The 18,430-nt window shown below is 63.0% G+C and carries 21 protein-coding genes, 1 tRNA gene and 1 pseudogene; 8 read left to right on the forward strand and 15 right to left on the reverse strand.

The annotated features are described in order from the left end of the window. Nucleotides 1-66: 66 nt before the first annotated feature. Nucleotides 67-546, forward strand: a complete 480-nt coding sequence (locus tag ACQEU1_RS22575; RefSeq protein WP_433205018.1) for a very short patch repair endonuclease — start codon at nucleotides 67-69, stop codon at nucleotides 544-546. A 39-nt stretch (nucleotides 547-585) separates the two neighbouring features. On the opposite strand, the gene ACQEU1_RS22580 is transcribed toward ACQEU1_RS22575, so the two are convergent. The 4 genes from ACQEU1_RS22580 to ACQEU1_RS22595 are packed head-to-tail and all read right to left on the reverse strand — an operon-like array spanning nucleotide 586 to nucleotide 3,363. Beyond that, a complete protein-coding gene (locus tag ACQEU1_RS22580) occupies nucleotides 586-1,455 on the reverse strand; it encodes a DUF6346 domain-containing protein (RefSeq protein WP_433205021.1) in 870 nt (289 codons plus the stop codon). After that, entirely contained in the window at nucleotides 1,452-2,546 is a 1,095-nt protein-coding gene (locus ACQEU1_RS22585) for a WXG100 family type VII secretion target (RefSeq protein ID WP_433205024.1), read from the reverse strand. The genes ACQEU1_RS22580 and ACQEU1_RS22585 overlap by 4 nt, the downstream gene beginning before the upstream one ends. Further along, nucleotides 2,543-2,845 carry a hypothetical protein gene (locus tag ACQEU1_RS22590; protein ID WP_433205027.1) on the reverse strand — a complete coding sequence of 101 codons (303 nt, stop codon included), beginning with the start codon at nucleotides 2,843-2,845 and terminating at the stop codon, nucleotides 2,543-2,545. The genes ACQEU1_RS22585 and ACQEU1_RS22590 overlap by 4 nt, the downstream gene beginning before the upstream one ends. Then, nucleotides 2,842-3,363 carry a YbaB/EbfC family nucleoid-associated protein gene (locus ACQEU1_RS22595; RefSeq protein ID WP_433205030.1) on the reverse strand — a complete coding sequence of 174 codons (522 nt, stop codon included), beginning with the start codon at nucleotides 3,361-3,363 and terminating at the stop codon, nucleotides 2,842-2,844. Before ACQEU1_RS22595 ends, ACQEU1_RS22590 begins: the two co-directional genes overlap by 4 nt. Before the next feature lie 826 nt (nucleotides 3,364-4,189). Between ACQEU1_RS22595 and ACQEU1_RS22600 the strand changes: the two genes are divergently transcribed. Continuing rightward, nucleotides 4,190-4,786: a hypothetical protein gene (locus ACQEU1_RS22600; protein WP_433205033.1), complete on the forward strand. Its 597-nt coding sequence runs from the start codon at nucleotides 4,190-4,192 to the stop codon at nucleotides 4,784-4,786. Next, on the forward strand, nucleotides 4,783-6,288 hold the full coding sequence (locus tag ACQEU1_RS22605) for a hypothetical protein (RefSeq protein WP_433205036.1): 1,506 nt from the start codon (nucleotides 4,783-4,785) through the stop codon (nucleotides 6,286-6,288). The genes ACQEU1_RS22600 and ACQEU1_RS22605 overlap by 4 nt, the downstream gene beginning before the upstream one ends. 135 nt (nucleotides 6,289-6,423) lie before the next feature. Here the strand turns inward: ACQEU1_RS22605 and ACQEU1_RS22610 are convergent, their stop codons facing one another. The 3 genes from ACQEU1_RS22610 to ACQEU1_RS22620 all read right to left on the reverse strand — a co-directional run bounded on the left by ACQEU1_RS22610 (nucleotide 6,424) and on the right by ACQEU1_RS22620 (nucleotide 8,130). Continuing rightward, a complete protein-coding gene (locus tag ACQEU1_RS22610) occupies nucleotides 6,424-6,618 on the reverse strand; it encodes a DUF397 domain-containing protein (RefSeq protein WP_433205039.1) in 195 nt (64 codons plus the stop codon). Continuing rightward, nucleotides 6,605-7,483 carry a DUF5753 domain-containing protein gene (locus ACQEU1_RS22615; RefSeq protein WP_433205042.1) on the reverse strand — a complete coding sequence of 293 codons (879 nt, stop codon included), beginning with the start codon at nucleotides 7,481-7,483 and terminating at the stop codon, nucleotides 6,605-6,607. The genes ACQEU1_RS22610 and ACQEU1_RS22615 overlap by 14 nt, the downstream gene beginning before the upstream one ends. 461 nt (nucleotides 7,484-7,944) lie before the next feature. Then, nucleotides 7,945-8,130, reverse strand: coding sequence for a hypothetical protein (locus ACQEU1_RS22620; protein WP_433205045.1), 186 nt, complete (start codon nucleotides 8,128-8,130; stop codon nucleotides 7,945-7,947). 196 nt (nucleotides 8,131-8,326) lie between these two features. On the opposite strand from ACQEU1_RS22620, the gene ACQEU1_RS22625 reads away from it, so the two are divergent. Both ACQEU1_RS22625 and ACQEU1_RS22630 read left to right on the forward strand, forming a co-directional pair. Next, complete coding sequence (locus ACQEU1_RS22625; protein WP_433205048.1) at nucleotides 8,327-9,247, forward strand: Scr1 family TA system antitoxin-like transcriptional regulator; 921 nt, start codon at nucleotides 8,327-8,329, stop codon at nucleotides 9,245-9,247. Nucleotides 9,248-9,351: 104 nt separating this feature from the next. After that, nucleotides 9,352-10,098 (forward strand): DUF5753 domain-containing protein, encoded by a 747-nt coding sequence (locus ACQEU1_RS22630; RefSeq protein WP_433205051.1) that lies wholly within the window; start codon nucleotides 9,352-9,354, stop codon nucleotides 10,096-10,098. A 13-nt stretch (nucleotides 10,099-10,111) separates the two neighbouring features. Here the strand turns inward: ACQEU1_RS22630 and shbA are convergent, their stop codons facing one another. The 3 genes from shbA to ACQEU1_RS22645 all read right to left on the reverse strand — a co-directional run bounded on the left by shbA (nucleotide 10,112) and on the right by ACQEU1_RS22645 (nucleotide 11,894). Next, nucleotides 10,112-10,672, reverse strand: coding sequence for an RNA polymerase sigma factor ShbA (gene shbA, locus ACQEU1_RS22635; RefSeq protein WP_433211666.1), 561 nt, complete (start codon nucleotides 10,670-10,672; stop codon nucleotides 10,112-10,114). Nucleotides 10,673-11,028: 356 nt separating this feature from the next. Continuing rightward, nucleotides 11,029-11,565: an RNA polymerase sigma factor gene (locus ACQEU1_RS22640; protein WP_433205054.1), complete on the reverse strand. Its 537-nt coding sequence runs from the start codon at nucleotides 11,563-11,565 to the stop codon at nucleotides 11,029-11,031. Nucleotides 11,566-11,669: 104 nt separating this feature from the next. Beyond that, nucleotides 11,670-11,894 (reverse strand): hypothetical protein, encoded by a 225-nt coding sequence (locus ACQEU1_RS22645; protein ID WP_433205057.1) that lies wholly within the window; start codon nucleotides 11,892-11,894, stop codon nucleotides 11,670-11,672. 594 nt (nucleotides 11,895-12,488) lie between these two features. Here ACQEU1_RS22645 and ACQEU1_RS22650 point away from each other — a divergent pair. The 3 genes and pseudogenes from ACQEU1_RS22650 to ACQEU1_RS22660 form a co-directional block, all read left to right on the forward strand. Next, nucleotides 12,489-13,367, forward strand: a complete 879-nt coding sequence (locus tag ACQEU1_RS22650) for a replication-relaxation family protein (protein WP_433205060.1) — start codon at nucleotides 12,489-12,491, stop codon at nucleotides 13,365-13,367. Further along, entirely contained in the window at nucleotides 13,358-13,624 is a 267-nt protein-coding gene (locus ACQEU1_RS22655) for a hypothetical protein (RefSeq protein WP_433205063.1), read from the forward strand. The genes ACQEU1_RS22650 and ACQEU1_RS22655 overlap by 10 nt, the downstream gene beginning before the upstream one ends. 248 nt (nucleotides 13,625-13,872) lie before the next feature. Beyond that, a pseudogene (locus ACQEU1_RS22660) lies at nucleotides 13,873-14,619 on the forward strand (recombinase family protein); the annotation flags it as partial. 198 nt (nucleotides 14,620-14,817) lie between these two features. Here ACQEU1_RS22660 and ACQEU1_RS22665 read toward each other — a convergent pair. From ACQEU1_RS22665 to ACQEU1_RS22685, 5 genes are all read right to left on the reverse strand, one after another. Continuing rightward, on the reverse strand, nucleotides 14,818-15,240 hold the full coding sequence (locus ACQEU1_RS22665; protein ID WP_433205066.1) for a hypothetical protein: 423 nt from the start codon (nucleotides 15,238-15,240) through the stop codon (nucleotides 14,818-14,820). Between the two features lie 227 nt (nucleotides 15,241-15,467). Next, nucleotides 15,468-15,544: transfer RNA gene (locus ACQEU1_RS22670), tRNA-Leu, on the reverse strand. Between the two features lie 118 nt (nucleotides 15,545-15,662). Beyond that, nucleotides 15,663-16,766, reverse strand: coding sequence for an ATP-grasp domain-containing protein (locus tag ACQEU1_RS22675; RefSeq protein ID WP_433205069.1), 1,104 nt, complete (start codon nucleotides 16,764-16,766; stop codon nucleotides 15,663-15,665). Next, nucleotides 16,763-16,885, reverse strand: coding sequence for a hypothetical protein (locus tag ACQEU1_RS22680; protein ID WP_256238980.1), 123 nt, complete (start codon nucleotides 16,883-16,885; stop codon nucleotides 16,763-16,765). Before ACQEU1_RS22680 ends, ACQEU1_RS22675 begins: the two co-directional genes overlap by 4 nt. 198 nt (nucleotides 16,886-17,083) lie before the next feature. Beyond that, nucleotides 17,084-18,409: an NAD(P)/FAD-dependent oxidoreductase gene (locus ACQEU1_RS22685; RefSeq protein ID WP_394613916.1), complete on the reverse strand. Its 1,326-nt coding sequence runs from the start codon at nucleotides 18,407-18,409 to the stop codon at nucleotides 17,084-17,086. Between the last annotated feature and the right edge of the window lie 21 nt (nucleotides 18,410-18,430).

Raw genomic sequence — 18,430 nt, forward strand, 5'->3', positions numbered from 1 at the left:
ACAGGACTGAGGTATCTTCCGGCACCGAGTGCCTCAGCACAAAGCCGGACCCCTAGGTGGGAGAGCGTGCCCGAAGAAGATCGCAAGACTCGACGCGAGCGGGCGCACGCCGACGGCCTCTACCCCGCCCCTCTCAACGAGGGCCGATCGCGGAACATGCAGGCCAACCGGCGCTCCGGAACCAAGCCTGAAGTGGCGCTCCGCAGCGCGCTGCACCGCCGCGGGATGCGCTACCGGAAGGATCACCTGCTCCGGTTCGACGACGGCGTCAAGGTCCGCCCGGACATCGTCTTCACGGCGCGCAAGATCGCGGTGTTCGTCGACGGCTGCTTTTGGCACGTGTGTCCCGAGCACGGCCGGCAGCCCACGACCAACGACTGGTACTGGACGCCGAAGCTCAGGCGCAACATGGAACGGGACCGGCGCGCCGACGAGGTGCTGACCGCGGCGGGTTGGGCCGTGATCCGCATCTGGGAACACGAGACCCTGGACACCGCGGTTGAGCGGGTGGCAACCGTCGTCGAACACGGGTTCGAATCTAGCTGATCTAGTGCGTTATCGCACTCGTCCGCGCCGAGTTCCGGCTCACCTGGGCACTGCGTCGTCACGAACATAGGGCGCCTGCGCGAAATGCCCCATGGCAACGTGGATGCGGGTGGCCTGCTCAGCTCCGAACCTGCCAATGCGCACCTCTTCGCCGTTCCTCGGCTGCACCAGCAAAACGTTGCGCCGCGTCAGCCGGACGTCCCCGATTTCGGCCCAGGTGAGGCTCGTCCCGCGCCACGCGAGTCCGTCGGGTGAAACGGCGATCATCGGCCCACGCAGCGCTTGCCACACGACGGCGGGGAGAACGAGGCCTGCCAATGCCCAAGACACGGGGTGGATGAATGCGCCTGCACATCCGAGCACGAAGACGGCGAACAACCACACTCGCCGATGCCCGCCTAACACCCGCACCGTGCGATCAGGCTCAGCTGAGCTGCCAGGCCGTTGGTACCTCACGGGTTTCCGACGGGTCTTCCTGCGTTCAGGCAGCAACGGCCAAGCGATCCGGATGTAGACGTAGAACCAGAGAACGCCGAACGGGAGCAACAAAACCATGCCCCATCCCGCATAGGGACGCTCCGGATACAACTCACCGCGCCGGAAGCCAGAACCGGCCACCTCGGTACCGATGAGTTCAGGAGTGAGGAACCCGCGGGTGGTGGCCGTGGTGACGTTGCCGTTGGTCTTGTTCTCCACTTTGGCCCGGCATTCGTAGACATAGCCGAAGCCGCGCAAGGTCACCGGCCTGCCGCGTTCGCAGGACGTGGCGGTGATGACGAGTTCGGCGTCTCGGAGGTCGGTCTCGACCTTGTCCCAGAAGTGGTTGAAGATCGTGGCGCCGAGCAGGTAACCGAGAACGGGGACGACGAGGAACGCGAAGAACCTGTGCAGGACGCGGACAACCATCATCCGCCGTTGGCCTCCCTTCGCTCCTCTTCCTGCTTCTCCGCTTCTTCCGCGCGAAGGTCGCGCCATGTGCGCCATCCGCCGCCGTCTTTGGCCTTGTCCTCCCAGTCGCGGAACTTGGTGGACTCCTTGGTCGCCTCGATCCCGATCTTCGGAAGGACCTCTGACGACACGTTCGTGATGCCGTCGGCGGCGACCGTCCTCGCCTCGCTGAGTGCGTCCTTGGCCATGCCGGCAAAGGAGAAGTCAGTGGCGCTCCGCCTGATGTCCGCGTTGATGCTCTTCTTGAGGACGTTCACGAAGTCGTCGCCGCTCTTGGAGAGCGCAGTCTTGGCGTTGACGAGGATGCCGTCGAGCTTCTGGAACAGACCGCCAGCGTTGCGGAACGCCGTGGTGAGCCTGCGGCACGCCTCCAGCGCCTTGTTCGCCCATTTGATCGCGGTGGGCACGCACTCGGCGATCGCCCCCGCAAGGCCCGCCCCGGCCGCCGCGATCGCCGGTGCCCACCGCAGGCAAATGGAGATCAGCTTGCCGATCGCCTCGGCGACGAGGTCGCGCACGATGTCGCGCACCACCTTGAGCACGATCTTGCACATGCGGACGAGACCCGCGATGCCTCCGGCAGCTGTCGCGACCCCGGCATAGGTGTCAGCACGATCGGCACCGAACGCCCGGTACTGATCGCTGTCCTTCCCGGCCCACCCGGTTGTGTCGTCCCTGACCCAGGTCCGCAGGTCTTCGGAGGTCTCCTCCATGAACCCGGAGACGGTTTCCCAGGTCTTCGCCATGCCGTCCAAGGCTTCCTGATCTCCGATGAGCCAGTCGAGCGGCTCCCTCAGGAAGCTGACGTGCTCGATCAGCCAGCCGAAGCCCGCGCTGAGCAGCGCAGCCATCGGATCAGCGAGAAAGCCGGCCACACCGGCGGCCGTCGCCCCAGCGTTGATCAAGCCTTCGGCCCAGTTCCCGCTCGAGAAACCCTTCACGGTCTCCGTGGCGTCGTGGAAGATTCCCGCGCCTTCGGTGCCGGCCGTCTCCTCCCCGATGACGACCAAGGGGTTCGGCCCAGGTGCTGGAGCGGGTCCAATCGCGGTCATCGTTCGTGCATCCCGTCGAAGACGTCAGTCTGGAGCTGTTCGTGTTCCTCAACGGACTTCCGCCAGGAGTCGAATCGCCTGAGATGGTCGGCCGCGGCATCCGAGGCCTGGCGCATCGTGTCCATCGCCGAGTTCTGCGCGATGGAGCAGAGAGCCGCGAGCGGAAACCCGAGCTTGCCGAACGCCTCCGGATTGGACACGGTCTGCGCCGCGCCCAACGCCTGGTTCACGTGCGCACCCACGCTGTCGAGCTTGGCCGAGTGCGCCTGCATCTCGACGAGGTCGATTCGATAGGTCATCGTAGGAATCCCTTGTCGCCGAAGTCTTCTTCGTCGTCTTGGGACGAGCGGGGCAACTGTGGCCGGGGGCGGGCTACCGGAGGCGAAGGCGGTGCGTCGTCCTCGATGGCACCCAGCCGATGCGGCTCGTCTCCATACCCACCGCCTGGCACGTACTGCGCAGGCGGCAACGGATGTGCGCTGCGCAGCTTGTCCATCATGAAGTGCATCGCCTCGGAGTCGGCACCGAGCATCGGCGACAGGGCCTCCTGCACGGTCGCGGCTACCCGGCTCTGCGCGCCTTGCAGCACGCGCAGCACCTCCTGCGCCACGCTGTCGCCGTCCTTGCGCTGCAACGAGGTGCCGAGCTTCAGGTCCACGAGGTTGCCAGCGTCGTTGATCGTCACGACAATCTGGCCGTCCGCGCTGCTCTCCACAACACGCAGCCTCGTGAGTCCCTCGCGTATCGCGTCACTCTTGCGCTGCGCGTCAGCCAGCCTGCCTTCGTACTGGCTGAGAAGAGCGTCCGGATCAGTCATCTGGCCTCCACGATGCGTAACCGAGGCCATACTGCCAGTCAGAAAATGTACGGGCAGACCGAAGCGCAACCTCAAACCTGAGGTTGGCGCCCGCATACTTCTCGTGACGAAGGCCACACCATTCGGGCGCCTGAAGCCGTGTCGAGTGGTCCAGAACCACGACACACACTGTCACGGAAAGTGACGGAGAGCCAGCTGCGAACAGAACGTCACCGGCAGTTACATGATCATCCCCTGACCGCGTATCCGCTGGTCAGGGGATGATCCATACAGGTGAACGGAAGTACCCCCGACACGGTACGCACTAGTCCCTCCCCTACGCACACGCTTCGCGAACTGCAGATATCCGCCACTGTTCCGATTGCCCATCGGCGTCGACGCCGCAGCGGAGCCGAGGATGGCAATACGGAATCAGCTCGTTAAGCCAGTCCAGCTCAGTTGACACACGAGTTGGGTTAGCCGCTCCAGCCCGAAGCCGACAGGCCAACAACGCAGCAACACAAGCGATCACACCAACCTGCTCGCAGCAGCTCGACCGCCACACGCACGCCTGCACCCCACTCGGACGACGCAGGATGCGCAGTTATCCACAGGTCGAGCACTGGCTGTGGATAACCGCCTTGCGCACTTACGGACGAAGAACCAGAGTTCAGCCCATGACCAGTGCCAAAGCCTCTTCTCCGCCATGCACTCTCCAGGGTCGCGCCCACGAAGCCGACCTTGATCACAAGCCGCGGCGCCGCCGCCCAGGACAACGTTCGAACGTTCGGGGGACGAGCGGGGTAGTTTCGACCGACTTGTACCGAACGGAGATAGGGTTTGCCTCGTGTCAGGCGAGGAGACTCAGGCCAAGGGAGCCGACGGCGTACGCCGCGCGAAGCTCTACCTTGAGTCAACCACGCGCGCGAACGTCCAATGGGTCAACCCCGACAAGGTGGCGGTACCCAAACTCTCATTCGAATGGGCAAACGACAAGACATTCTCATTCGACATGGGCGGTATACTTCTCGGCGGCGAGTTGCAAGGCCAGGAATTCCTTGCGGAGTGCAAATACTACACAAGCGCTCAAGACCAAGGAACTCACTACAGAAGATTTCTCGCCCAATGCTATCGCGCATACAACCTTCGCCCCGACCGTTGCGACAAGTTTCTATGGGTCACTTGGTCTCCCTTTCTGGTCAATGACTGGGGAGATTTGATGACCTCAGAATGGGTTCGCGACTGCGTACTCATGCATCGGGAACGAGTTTTCAACGTCGCCAATAAAGAACAAGCAGCCGAGCTCGTCTCCGGCGACGCCTGCAAGGACGTTTCCGAACGACTAGGAATGGTCTTTATATCGGAGTTTCAAGAAAAGCTCACTTTGTCTCGCGAGCATCTCGGCGTAATACGCCAGTACGACACCAATAAGGGGGATCGATGAGCGTAAACGAATCCTACTCAAGGCGAATCGCCGATGCGCTCAGTTGGTCGATCCCGGCCGATAGCGTCGAAGGCGTCAAGTCAGCGGTCATTGCCGAGATCGCAGCACTTGACCCAAAGGCGAAGATAAAGAAGACAGAGTACTTCAACCACAGCTTCATTCCAGATTTGGTAATGGACTGGCCAAGCGATCCTTCACTCAAGGAGCGCTATGTCTATCTGCGATTCAACTCTAACGTTGAACATCTAATCGATGACGTTGCGCTCATCGGCGACAGCCAGCCAATAGTTTTCGGACTGGAAGACACCCCTCAAGACGCAGGAACGGAACTCACCAGCAAACTAGAAGAGAGTTCGCGCGAGTACGGCACCTTGGTCACCGACGCACTTGGTCTTCAGGTTCTGATATCCGAGCAGTCATCGCCGTTCCTCAAACTTGTGTCATCAGCGATAGCACAAGGCGGCCGAGGCCTGCTCGATCACGCAGGGGCTCAGCTGGCTTCCCGAGCACTAACTAACGGGATGGAAGGCGCACTTCGCGCCCTCGAGGAGCCCACGCAACTTGCAGCGCAAACTCTCGATACATATTTGAACCATCAGCAGTCCGAGAAAGTTCAGGGCCTGCTGCAAGCAGTGTGGGTTGCTTCCGGAGGCTCACTAGACAGGTTCCCAGGCCGAACCGCGTTGTCAGATGAGCTGAACCTAGAAGCACTGCAATTCATCTTCGAGTTTGATGACATTGATGATTACGAGTTCTGGCGCCGACTTGGCCACAGGGTGGCCCTAAGGAGGCTAGCAGGACTCAATCTTCCTGCGGGATCAAAGAATCTCGAAAAGTTCATGCACGCAAACCTGGACGGGCTTTGGGCTCGTTCATGTCGCGTAAAGAATGAACAAGATCGACTTTCAGAAGAAGAGTTTGCCTCGCACTGGTTCACCGACACCCGCTTCGTAGGACTCAAGGGAAACGGCTATGTCGCCTACCTTGCAGATAAGGTAGATGATCTAGACGCAGTCAAACCAGATCAGTCTGACGGCATCTCTATAGCCGGGCTTACGAGGCGCTCTTCAGGTATCGCATCAAGCATCGATGAAGCAGTCCTATCCAACGGCCATCAGACAGTGAAGTACTACTCGGATTCGCTGCAGATTCTAGAAGATCAAAGTCTCTACGCTTTTGCGAAACAGCTGGGAGAGTATGCCACCGTCCGGAGAGTCGAAGTCGCACTTGCCGGAGGCAAGCATCTCTCTTGTGACTTCACAACCGCAACGAGTTCCGGTCGCACAAAATCTAAGCTAAGCCTTCCTGAGATTCTCCTCAATGCGCTTCCACTTCTGCGAGGCCTGACACATGACGAGCTCGCAGAGTTGAGGCAGAAGCTCGCCATAGATACGACGTATGAGAACGAACAGATCGGGATAGATTTCAATGAAGATCTTCCCTTGCTTGCGATCGAACCGGCTGAGATCGATCGAGAGCCTCGATCTCAGGATGACCGCTAGATCCAGTTATCTGTTCGCATGGACAGCCACGCCCACGAGCCACTGGCGCCTGAATGCGATGCACTCGCGCCTGTGAAATGAGTGGCGGCAACTAGCTAGCCAGCCCGACCGGTCAGAAAACAGCAAAAGCTGTGATCACAGCTGAAATTCGCCTGACTTGGTACACGAGATGAACTGGGCCCATGCACTCGCCTGAACGACGAATGAACCACCGTCAGGGTCCTTGCTGTCCCGCATCGCGGTCGCTGCCTTGCCGATAGTCAGCTCAACACAGTTGTTGTCGGGGGCGGTGTAGCTGGACTTGCGCCACGTCTTCTCAGGGTTCGTCATCTCGCTGGAGTCTCTCCTTGAAGAGTTCAGCCTGATCGCGGATGACCTTGAGCGACTCTTCGGGCGTGAAGGCCAGCTCGTCCGCGATCTCGTTGAACGACTTGCGGAACTTGTCTACGTCCACGTCATTCTCCACCCACCGACCACCTCCCCTGGTCTCCAGGTAGACGACGTCCGGGAAGTCCTCGTCGTCGAAGCTCAGGATGGTCACGCCGTCGATGGCGTAGGCGCCAGCGTCCTCGCCGATCACCTGGATCGTCACGTTCGGAAGAGCCGCGGACGCCTGCAGGTGGAGCAACTGCGCGTACATGGCAGCGGCGCCGCCGACCGCGCGGCGGAGAGCTGCGATGTCGATCAGGAAGTGCGCTTGCAGCGGAGCCTCGCCGTGTAGCCGCATCTGGCGGCTTTGCCGGGCGGCGACGGTGCGGTTAGCGGGGACCTTCGGGTTGACGAAGAGGTGCGCCGCTTCGCGGAGAGCGAGCGTGTACTCCGGGACCTGCAGCATGCCCGGGATCCAGACCGCTTCAACCTGCTTCAGTTTTGAGGCGTCGGCTTCGGCGCGGGCGTACGAGCGGGCGGCCTGGTTGTACGCGGCTGGGTGTTGGACGCGCGTGCTGTCCTGCTTCGCGTCTTCCCAGTACTCGGTTGCCTTGCGCCGGCGGTCTTCGTCCGCCTCGACGAGGTCGAGGTACAGACCGAGGTCCGCCCAGCCGAGCAGGTTCGTGCCGTTCAGGCACTTCGACAGGTGCGCCTCGGTCTTGCGGAGTTCGCTCGCCAGGTAGCTGAGGTCCTTGCCTGCGTCCTTGCGCAGCTGATCGAGCAGGCGGCCCAGCTTGGACTTCCTGTACGTCTTGTCGCTCGGCACCCGGTTGCCTCCTCGCGCTGCGGAACTCGTGATCACCCTAGTCACGCGCAGGTCAGGGCAGGTTCACACGTTCTGGTTATCGCATTAGGGGTTAATTAACCCCTAATGTAGTCCCTGTCGGCGGGACCCTTGGCCCCTCGCGGGAACTAGTCCGGACGGGCGTGTCCAGGCTGGTAGCGCGCCACGCCCAAGGGTTCCGTCGGCCCCAATTCGGTCCGACGGAGGGTTCTGGCGATGGAGCGTGTTGAGGATGTTGTTCCCGTCGTCGTGAACCTGACGCGGGCGCAGACCGCGGTGCTTTCGCGCGCTGCCGTGGTGGTCACTTCTGCCTTGGAATGCAGGGAGGCCAATGCTGCGGCGCAAGGGCTTCTTGTTTTCCGCCAAGCGGTTGCGCGTGCCTTCGCCAACGACAGGACGTCGGAACCGGCCGAGCCGCCTCGGTGTTCCCGTCTCCGAGCCAGCTAGCCGAAGGGCACGCCGCCATGGGCAACCTCGTCTTGTTTTCCGAGCTGCGCCGACGGCTTGTCGAGCACCTGGATCTTGTGTCGCGGATCGCTGCTGACGGCGATGGCGCGTCCGTGTTGTCCATGGCACGGCACGAAGTTCCGCGGTTGGTGGCCGCCTTGCGTGTGTTCGTTGACGAGCACCAGCCGGACGAGAACGGCTGGTGCAGGAAGTGTCGTGGTGGGCCCGCTTGGCGGAGAGTGCCCGCGCCTTGCCGGATGTTGCTCGACGTTCATCTTGCCGCCCAGGCAGCGACTGCGACGACGCACGAGCGCACGCATTGGCAGCCGAAGAGGCACCGGGCGTGAAGCCCACGGATCAAGAACAGGCTGATGGGACATGGCTCTACAACTGGTCAACGGGAGAGCGAGTCTGGAGGTTCGCGCCTTGAGCCGGACCGTGTTGGGCTGGCGGACGAGGCGCGACTGGTCGCTCCTCGAGTTGGGCGCACGGGTTGGTTTCTCGACCGCGAAGTTGTCGCACCTCTGCCGAGCTGCGCAACGCATGTCTCCTAGCGAGGTCGTCGTGGTCGGCGCTGCGTGCGGTGCCCCCGATGACGAAGTTGAGCTGTGCATGCGGGTTGCGCAGCGAGCCGTTGATCCCCCGATGTGGGATCGGATCAACGGCGACGCTTGGGCTCGGCTTACGTGGACACCGTGGGATGTCCTGGCTGAGGCGAGTGCGCTGGTGATCGTAGCTGTGGAGACGCTACCTGAGCTTGTGCGTACCTGTGGCTATCACGCCGCTCTCGTCACGTCCGGCGCAACGACGAATGGCCTCGATCTTGCAAAGCAGCAAGACGCCCTCAGGCGCTTGAGAGTGGGCGCCAAGCAGTCCTCGAAGCTGCGGCGGCTGAACGTTCGACTGGTTGTGACGGAGCAGGCGCTTGGCGGCGTTGGCGATTCGAAGGTGATGGCAGACCAGCTGGAGCACCTGGAGGAGCTAGGCGAGTTGCCCGGCTTTGAGCTTCGAATCGTGGATGGCGATGCAGGGCCCTACTTCGGCATGGGCGTGTCCTTCTCAGTGATGCGGTTCATGGAGAAGCGGTTTGACGACGTTGTTCTCCTTCACACGCTGCACGGTGGCAACACCTGGCTTGAGTCGGCTGCCGAGCGCGATTCCTACGAACGAGTGCTTGTCGCACTCGACGATGTTGTCCGCACCGAGGAGCTGTCCTTGCTCTGGTTGAACGAAGCCTCGCTGCGGCTTCGGGAACCGGCACGGCATTTGCAGCTGGTTACCGATCAGGCGAGGAGCTAGTTGTGCCGAAGAGGATCTCCACCGCGCGTGGCCGTGAGCTGGGCGCTGGCATACGGGCAGCCATCACAGGCGCTGGCATGACCGCGCGAGGTGCCGCTGAGGTCATGGACTGGGACGAGGCCAAGGTCTCGGACGTGGTGAACGGCAAGGGTGGCGCCAACCTCGTTGAGATCGCCGCGCTACTCGGTGCCTGCCGGGTCAAAGCGGATGAGCGCACTCATCTTCTGGGCTTGCACAGTGAGACGGGTGTTGTCGGCTGGTGGCAGCAGCACGGGGTGTGTTCGCCCATCGAGCTTCGTACTGTCGTTGAGAACCTGGCGGTGGCGGAGACGCTCACCTGCTGGCACACGCACGCGGTGCCGCTGTTCTTGCAAACGGCTGACTACATGCGTGAGGCACTGCGCGCCTCGGCCACCTCGCCGGCCGATGAGTTGGAAGTCCGAGTTCAGGCGGGCCTTGCGATGCAGCGGCTGCCTCGACAAGGCACCACTTGCACGTTCTTCATTCACGAGTTGGCGCTGCAGCTTCAGGTTGGTGGTGCTGAGGTGCAGGCCGGGCAGTTGCTGCATCTGATGTTCATGGCGAACCAACCGAACGTTGAGATCCGGATCTTGCCGATCACCCGAGGCGCCCACGCTGGGCTGGCAGGGCCGTTCACCTTGCTGACCTTTCCGAAGTACGAACCGCTGGTGTGGGTAGGTACAGAAAACTCCAGCCTTCTTATAGAGGCAAAGGCTTCCCTCACTGGCTACGAGGCCATCGTCAAGGCTCTTGAGGAGGAGAGCCTCGACGCGAGAGAGTCAAAAGCCCTGCTCCTCAATAAGTTCGATACCTTGGGTACAGCAAATTGACATATGAACTACATCAGCTCAAGCGATCAATCTCTTTGCGCAATCGGGTCAATGCACGGTGCTGTGCCACCCGAACAGCCCCTGGCGTAGATCCAATAGCATCAGCCGTCTCTTCAGCCGACAGACCGCACGCCACACGCAGCACCAAGATGTCACGCTGCTTACTCGGTAGCCGGCTCAACAGCTCTGTCATCTGCGCAAGCTGATCCGACTCGGCATAGTGAGCCTCCAAGCTCGGCATCACCCTCTGATCTGCGGCTGACTCAAGCTCGTTGACTCGGCTCCAGTGAGCGATCCTGTTGGCGGCAATGCCGTACACAAAGGCCAAGAACGGACGTCCTTGAGCACGGTAGTCGGGCAAGGCGGTCAGGACTGCCAGGCAGACCTCTCGAGCAAGCTCGTCCGGCTCCGACTGCAGATGCCTCATCTTTCCAAGCCGAGCACGGCAGTACCGGACAATCAGAGGCTGAATTCGACTCAGCAGCACCTCAACCGCAGCACGATTCCCGCGGCTCGCGTCGGCAACAACAATCGAGAGATCCCAGGAAGTTTCGGCGTAGCCTTCGACGTGCACCTGACGAATCTCATCTTCAGGGCATGATGGAGAGGTCGCCAGCTCCCTCCACTCATCATCGTTCCACTGCTCTTCGAGCGACGGCGAGGCACCGTAGTGACCAGACTGCGACATCGGAGCGCGGAACGCCCTGGTCAATTCGGCGCCGACAACCTGCAGCTCCCTTTGCTCACTCGGCACGTCATGCAGCATGTCCTGCGCCGCGCGGGCATGGTTATCTGCAGCTTGCCGTTTGATCGCAGCAAGCATGTCCCCGACATCCGCGCACACCGCTGTCACCTTGTCGACCTCGTAGCGGGACTGTCTCACCAACTCGGCGAAGGCCTCGTCGCCGAGCTCCAAATCGTCTGCGTGAGTCATGACGGGGCACCTCCCTCATAGATCATCTCGGTAGGCAACCGTTCAGGAGACGACAACAGTCGGCGAACGCTCTGCTTGGCATGCCTCAGATGTGACGCCACGGTCGCTGGGGACATGTTCAGGTGACAAGCAATCTCCGAGTTGCCGAATCCGTCTAGATGCCACACCAGCACAGTGCGTTGTTTGTCCGGCAACAGCTTCAGCAGCGCGACGAGCCGTCGCGTCGCATCCATCCTGGCATCAAACATCGCGTACGGGTCGTCGTGCTCCGGCGTCGTCATACCGCCACGAATCGATCGTTGCAGCCGCTCATGGTCACGTCGGCGCTGTTGAGCGGCTACACGGCATGCAGCCTTCCGAACGTAGGCACGAGGATGATCAATCTCTATCCAGCCCTGGTACGCCGACAACATGGCCTCAGCTGCAGCATCACGCGCGTCTTCCCACCCCCACCCGGACCGAACCAGAAACCTGATCAACTGAGGTAAGTCAGTTCGGAAGAACTCGTCGAAGTCATCTGGGGAGTCGCTCACTCACCAACGCACCTCCTCTCCTTCAACATCAACTCAGTGGACCGCTACACATACCTTGTAGAACGAGCGGACGCCAATATGCAACGCCAGCAACAACAAGGCCCCTACCTGGCCCAACGCGACTTATACACCAGCATCCCAGCCACGAGCGCCATGATCAGACCAGCCACCAGCGCAGTCACGATCACCGATCGCGTGACGACGTACACCCCGCTAATCGAGGTCGCCACCGTGGTCGTCAGGCCAACCACAGCCTGCACAAGTCCGCTGCTTTGATCTGTACCGTGAAGTTCACCGTGGCGCTGCGGCGCCACACGATCAGTGCTCATGTGGACTAGTGCACCGAGGCAGCCCACTTGTGCAAGCACCTAGAGAACGACCTTCATCAGGCGCCCCGAAGGCAAAGTGATGTAACACCGTATTCCCCGAGAGAGTGAATAACGAGGCTGCCTGGGCCTGCTCTACTCAGCTGAAGCTGACCAGGCTTCCGGGCGGAGCGATTGACCTCGACCGGCACAAACTTCAGTCCCCCGACCCAGCCGACATGTCGGACCAATAACGATTGCGCCTTCACTGTCCATCCAAGGCCCTAAATCCGGAGTTCAGGGGTGCTTAAGCGACGACCGCTTGGGCAGCTCCGGAGGGAGGGACCGATGGGTGACAGCGCGGGTTGGTCAGCGCATGGTCCGGCACGTGGGGTGGCGGGTGTACGGCGTTCTGAATCCGCTGACCCAACCGCCGAGACGCAAAGTCAGGTCTCCGCACGTCAGCAGTGGTATCGAGCAAGGCCGCCCAAAAGCCGACTGAGGAGTGACACCAAAGGAACTCCACACACTCGTGGACGGCGCGGCGGCCGGGTCGGCGAGCCAGATGCCGCCCTGTGGTTTCGGCTCGTTGAGCGGGATCGGCGGATCCTCGCTCTCTTGCACGAGCACAAGGTGCTCACCACCAACCAGATTGCGGCGATCGAGTTCTCCTCGGTACGACGTGCTCAGGATCGTCTGCGGCAGCTGCGTGAGCTCGGTGTGGTGTTCGCGTTTCGCGACTCCTACAGCGCCGGAGGTACAAGTCAGACGCGGTACGCGCTCGGTTACCGCGGTGCGCGGGTGATCGCCGCACAGCGCGCGGAGAAGCCGCCGGTGGCCGGTGCGCACGCAGACCGGCTGGAGCGACTGGGGTTGTGGCCGAAGCTGGCACATCAGCTTGGCGTCAACGACTTCTTCTGTGGGCTGGCTGCGTATGCCCGTACTCGGTCAGACGCCGGCCTCACGCAGTGGTGGCCGGAGAAGGTCTGCGCCGACTTCTTCTGGCACGGCGACATCAAGCTCAGGCCCGACGCTTACGGCTGTTGGGACGAGCACGGACGGCGGGTTCGGTTCTTCCTGGAGCACGACACCGGGACCGAACCGCTGTCCAAAGTGGTGGGCAAGCTCGGTGACTACAGCCGGTTCGGCACCGACGTGTTCGGGGTTCTGCTGTTCTCGGTTCACTCGTCGCTGCGAGAACGGAACCTTCGCTCGGCGATGCGCCAGCAGCTCGGCTTCGAGAAGCCCGGCTTCGTCATCGCTACCGCTTCTCGTGACCACGGCCATCCTGATGGATCTGCTGGGCCGATCTGGGCGTTGTGCTCCTTCCAAAGCCAGGTGCTGGAACGGCGGCGACTGGCAGAGCTGCCGCAACGTGGTCCGCGCGTCCCAGAGCACGCATCGCCTGCCGGACTCCCCTTCAGTGAAGCGGCATGGGATCCCCAGAACACCGCCGTGGTCGGACAGATCATGGGAAACGAGAGGCGATGGGGATGAACATTGTTCCGCTGCCTCAGAGACCACCCGTTAGTGACACGGAAGCCTTGTGCGACAACGGTTCTGAACGTGACGAGTGGCACTACAATCAGATAGGAAACCGCACGAAGAGCTGGGCTTTCTCCGGCCACGTGCGTTATGTCAGCGGCGCCGAAGGCGATCGTCTGCACGGCGAACTGGCCGCCGTGATCAGAGACCTCCTCGACTGGGCTGCCGGTCAGTGCGCTGAACAGGCCGACGAGCAGGAGGCTGCCTGATGAACCAACCGCGGATGAACGCCGTGCCGTCTGGGCCGTCCGGCCTGTCGGACTACGCGGTCTCGCCGCTCGGGATGCCTGTTGCGTTGCTGCGCAACGAAGTTCGGGTGGCGTTTCTCGGCCGGACGTCCACCGACGACCAGCAGGATCCGCGGCAGTCCATGCTCCGGCAGCTCGGCAACTGCAAGGCGTCCATTCCTGACTCGTGGGTGATCGTCGCGCACTTCTACGACGTCGAGTCCGGCCGCATGGAGTTGGAGCAGCGCGGGCGCGGTGAGAACTACGAGCGGTACGACATCCCGATCGCGCGTGACGGCGGTGTCACCGACTTGCTCGACGAGGCGGCACATAAGGGCCGCCGGTTCGACGTCGTGATCTGCGAGAGCGTCTCGCGCGTTGCTCGGCGCACGTACGAAGGGCTCTCGATCGAGCGGGAGTTGGAACGGGCCGAAGTCCCGCTGTTCGCCTCCAACGAGCCGATCACGCTGACCGGCAGCCGGGCGCAACGGATCCTGCAACGACGGATCAACCAGTCTGTGGCCGAGTACGAGGTGCTCAACACGCTGGAGCAGTCGTGGGGTGGGCTGTGCACGCACGTCCGTGAAGGTTGGAACATCGGCAAGCCGCCGTACGGCTACAAGGCCAAGACGTACCGGCATCCCAACCCCACGAAGGCCGCCAAGGGGCAGACGAAGACGCGGCTGGAGCCGGACGGCATCCGCGCTGAGGCCGTCACCCAGATAGCGATGTGGCGCTACCACCAAGGGCTCGGCTACGGCACGATCGCCGACCTGCTCAACGTCGATCTGGCCAAGTACCCGCCGCCGCAGCCACCCAGCAAGGCCCGCGCACGAGGCGCTTGGAGCAAATCCAGCGTCTGCGACCTCCTGCGGAACCCGAAGTACACCGGGTTCCAAGTGTTCAACCGGCGGGCGACGCGGTCGAAGCGCGGGAAGGTCAACTCGCCAGTCCTGTGGGTGTGGTCGCCGGAGCCGGTGCACGAGCCGTTGATTCCGAAGTGGATGTTCGACGAGATGGCCGCGACGAGGCGGGCGCGGCAAGGCTCACGGGACGACGACGCGAGTGTGCACTCCACGGCCACGCGCACGTACCTGCTGCGCGGCATGGTGTTCGACGCGTGCGGCCGGCGGATGTACGGCAGCTTTCGCAACCAGCGCGTCTACTACATGTGCTCAGCGCGCAGTAACAACCGCGGACGGCCCGACAGGTACTCCGACCATGCCGAGGTGGTCTACGTCCGCGAGGACGCGATCATGGAGGGCATTGCGGCCTTCTTCGCGGACCGCGTGTTCGGTCCGGAGCGTCGCGCGCTGCTCGAAGCCGATCTGGCGGCTGTCGACGATCGTGAAGCCGAGCAGCAACGCGCCGAGAAGACGAAGATCGAACGAGCGCTCGCCGACATCGAGCGGCGGCAGGCGGCCATCCTCCGGCAGGCCCAGGACGGCGACGACGCGTTCAGCCGTGGACTGCGGCAGACCTACAACGAACTGGACGAGCAGCGGCGGTCGCTCGTGACGAAGGACACAGCGATTGGTACACCCGTGCCAACCGGGCCGAAAGCCGCGGACATCGGACTCCTCGACGCACTTCCGCATCTGGTCACGGACCTGAGCAAGGCACCTGACCAGCTGCTACGACGGCTGTTCAAGATCACCCAGCTCGGCGTCCGCCTGAACGATGATCATGATCATCTTCTGGTTACTCTCCGGCTCCCCTCCGCGCATCTTTCGGAGGTAGCCGATACGGCCGAACGGATCGCCGAAGCGACCGGCAAAACCGGTGAAACGCCTGATCAGGCACCTGATCCTTATGCGGATCTAGTTGGTACCCCCGACGGGATTCGAACCCGTACTGTGATCCTTTTAAGGGACCTGCCTCTACCGATTGGGCTACGGGGGCGCGGTGAGCCTAGGCCTTGATCGTCGGCTTGTGTGAGCGGATGGTGGTTTCTCGCCCGAGCGGCCCAGCGAATTGGACTAGAGCGAGCATCCGGGTAAGCGTCGAACGGACCCGAACATCAGCGTGCCCTTCCCGCGCCCAGGAGCTCCTTGAAGCGGAGCGCCACCCAGTCGTGGACGGCCGTGGAGACGCTGGTGTCGTCGGCGCGGTGTTCGAACCAGCGCCAGTCGCAGTTGACGTTGATCTCCAGGAACACGTGGTCTCCACCGGTCACGAGCAGGTCGAACGCCGCTACCTGGACCCGCCAGTGGCGGGCCAGGGCGAGCAGTTTGTCCGAGAGGGACGTCGGTACCTCGGTCGGCGTGACGCGGACTGCGTCGGGATCCACCCAGAGTTGCGCCGGGTCGAGTTTGTCGACCTGGTAGGCGATGCACTGCTCGCCCACCACGAAGACGCGCAGTTCCGTTTCGGACGGGACGTACTCCTGGACGATCACCGGTGCGGGTTCCGGGGTGTCGGAGGCTCGCGAGGTCTCCAGGGGCCTGGGGAAGAGGCCGTGCTGGACGCCCGGTCGGGGCTCTAGGAGGTGGCGGCCTGCCGTTTTGACGATGCAGGCGCCGCCGCCTGGGCGCGTTCGGCCTGGGCGGGTCGTCACGGCCGTGCGGGGCACACGGAGCCCGAAGGCTGATGCGTCGGAAAGCTGCGTGAGACGGTCCAGGTGCGTCGAGAAGCGCGAGGGGTTCACATGTGCCCAGTCGGCGCGGGAGGACAGCCAGTTGGCCACTGAAGCCCACTGGTCGACGGCGTAGGCGCCAGCGAGGGTGCCTGGTTCGACGGGGACCGCGGAGAGCTCGAAGTGGCGGCGCCACACCAGCAGGGGCCTGAGGAGCCAGCGGTCGAGTTCGATCAACGGCTGGTCGGTGTAGACCGACAGAGGGAGGTCGACGCACCTGTCGGCGTCGATGCGGGCCATGCGGATGCCGCGTTCGGCCAGGGCGATGGAGAGCTCGTTCATCTCCATGTCGGCGGCGCGGGCGAGGACCAGCACGCACGGTTGCGGGTTGCCGTCGCCCTCGTCGACCATGCCGAGGCGGTGGACCTGCTCCTGGAAGTCCAGGCACTTGGGCGGTGACCGGAAGAGGTACTCCTGGCCCTGGAGAAGGAGGGGCCTGGCAGCCTCGGACGGGGCACCTGGCACCCGCCCGTCAGCCGACCTGCTCAATCGTCCTTCTTGCTGCGGAAAACTTGCCCCGCCTGCGCGTACTCTGCGGCGTACTGCGCCAACGCGGGGTCCTCGATCTCACCGCGACGAAGCTGTGCGGCCAGCTCCTCGAGAGACATCGGGATCACCTCTCTCCCCACATGGCGAATCACGCATTCAGGTGATGCACCAGCCGTAGTCTCCGAAACACGTAACGCAATGTCAAGGCAGCCCCTGGAGCTTACTCCGATTGGGCGCTCAAGTTCCGCCTTCAGACCAAAGAAGTGCCCCGAATGAGGTCTCATTCGGGGCACTCAGTCACTCACAGACAGTAAACCTCAGGATTGCACCGCGCGGTCGAAGTCCGACTTCGGGTCGTTGATCTGCCCCAGGGCCACGATCTCGCGGCCGTAGAACAGCGCCTGCGTCCAGTCCATCAGCACGCGCAGCTTGCGGTTCACGGTCGGCATGAACGCCACGTGGTAGCTGCGGTGCATGAACCACGCCGGCACGCCCTTGAAGCGCAGGCCGAACACGTCCGCGACGCCCTTGTAGAGGCCGAGGCCCGCGACCGAGCCGAGGTACTTGTGGAAGTAGTCCTTCGGCTTCTGGCCGCGCAGCGACGCGACGATGTTCTTCGACAGCAGCTTCGACTGGCGGATGGCGTGCTGCGCGTTCGGCACGCACGTCGCCGTCGGGTCCTCCTCGATGCGCGAGAGGTCCGGAACGGCGGAGCAGTCACCGGCGGCCCACACGCCGTCGAGGCCCTGGACCTGCATGGCGGCGGTGCACCGGACGCGGCCGCGCTCGTCGAGCGGGAGGTCCGTGTTGCGCAGCACCGGGTTCGCCTTCATGCCGGCGGTCCAGATGATCGTGTCGGAGTCGAACTCCGTGCCGTCGTCCAGCACCACGTGGCCGCCTTCGAGCGACTTCACGCGGGTGTCGAGGTAGATCTTCATGCCGCGCTTCTCGAGCGCCTCGACCGTCCACGCGCCGAGCTTGGCGGACACCTCGGGCATGATCCGGCCGGCGGCCTCGACCAGGACCCAGTTCATCTCTTCGGGCTTGATGCCCTCGTAGTACTTGAGCGCATACCGCGTCATGTCCTCGAGCTCGGCGAGCGTCTCGATGCCCGCGAAGCCACCACCGATGACGACGAAGCTGAGCAGCTTCTTGCGCAGGTCCGCGTTGTTCGTGCTCGCGGCCTGGTCCAGGCGCGACAGCACGTGGTTGCGGACGTAGATCGCCTCGCCGATCGTCTTCATGCCGATGCCGACCTCGGCCAGGCCGGGGATCGGAAGCGTGCGGGAGATCGCACCCAGCGCGGAGACGAGCACGTCGTACTCGATCTCCTCGACGTGGCCGTCCGACAGCTCGGCGGTCACGATCTTGCGCGCGTGCTCGATCTTGGTGACGCGGCCCGTGACGACGTGGCAGCGCTTGAGCACCTTGCGCAGTGGAGCGACGACGTGGCGCGGCTCGATGGAGCCGGCCGCCGCTTCTGGCAGGAAGGGCTGGTAGGTCATGTGCGGCTGCGGGTCGATGACAGTGACGGACGCCTCGCCGGAGCGCAGTTTCTTCTGCAGTCCGAGAGCCGTGTACATCCCGACGTACCCACCGCCGACAATGACGATTCGCGTGGGGTTCGACTTCACAGCAGCCATACACACATGGTCGCACCAGGA

It is taken from the genome of Lentzea sp. CA-135723 (assembly GCF_050936595.1).
In the GTDB taxonomy this organism is placed as follows: domain Bacteria; phylum Actinomycetota; class Actinomycetes; order Mycobacteriales; family Pseudonocardiaceae; genus Lentzea.

Bases quoted from the DNA above. Each gene is read 5' to 3' on its own strand.
- ACQEU1_RS22580 (WP_433205021.1), bottom strand. From the start codon at position 1,455: ATGATGGTTGTCCGCGTCCTGCACAGGTTCTTCGCGTTCCTCGTCGTC.
- ACQEU1_RS22585 (WP_433205024.1), bottom strand. From the start codon at position 2,546: ATGACCGCGATTGGACCCGCTCCAGCACCTGGGCCGAACCCCTTGGTC.
- ACQEU1_RS22590 (WP_433205027.1), bottom strand. From the start codon at position 2,845: ATGACCTATCGAATCGACCTCGTCGAGATGCAGGCGCACTCGGCCAAG.
- ACQEU1_RS22595 (WP_433205030.1), bottom strand. From the start codon at position 3,363: ATGACTGATCCGGACGCTCTTCTCAGCCAGTACGAAGGCAGGCTGGCT.
- ACQEU1_RS22605 (WP_433205036.1), top strand. From the start codon at position 4,783: ATGAGCGTAAACGAATCCTACTCAAGGCGAATCGCCGATGCGCTCAGT.
- ACQEU1_RS22610 (WP_433205039.1), bottom strand. From the start codon at position 6,618: ATGACGAACCCTGAGAAGACGTGGCGCAAGTCCAGCTACACCGCCCCC.
- ACQEU1_RS22625 (WP_433205048.1), top strand. From the start codon at position 8,327: ATGGCTCTACAACTGGTCAACGGGAGAGCGAGTCTGGAGGTTCGCGCC.
- ACQEU1_RS22630 (WP_433205051.1), top strand. From the start codon at position 9,352: ATGGACTGGGACGAGGCCAAGGTCTCGGACGTGGTGAACGGCAAGGGT.
- ACQEU1_RS22645 (WP_433205057.1), bottom strand. From the start codon at position 11,894: ATGAGCACTGATCGTGTGGCGCCGCAGCGCCACGGTGAACTTCACGGT.
- ACQEU1_RS22655 (WP_433205063.1), top strand. From the start codon at position 13,358: ATGGGGATGAACATTGTTCCGCTGCCTCAGAGACCACCCGTTAGTGAC.
- ACQEU1_RS22665 (WP_433205066.1), bottom strand. From the start codon at position 15,240: ATGCGGAAGTGCGTCGAGGAGTCCGATGTCCGCGGCTTTCGGCCCGGT.
- ACQEU1_RS22680 (WP_256238980.1), bottom strand. From the start codon at position 16,885: ATGTCTCTCGAGGAGCTGGCCGCACAGCTTCGTCGCGGTGAGATCGAG.
- ACQEU1_RS22685 (WP_394613916.1), bottom strand. From the start codon at position 18,409: ATGGCTGCTGTGAAGTCGAACCCCACGCGAATCGTCATTGTCGGCGGT.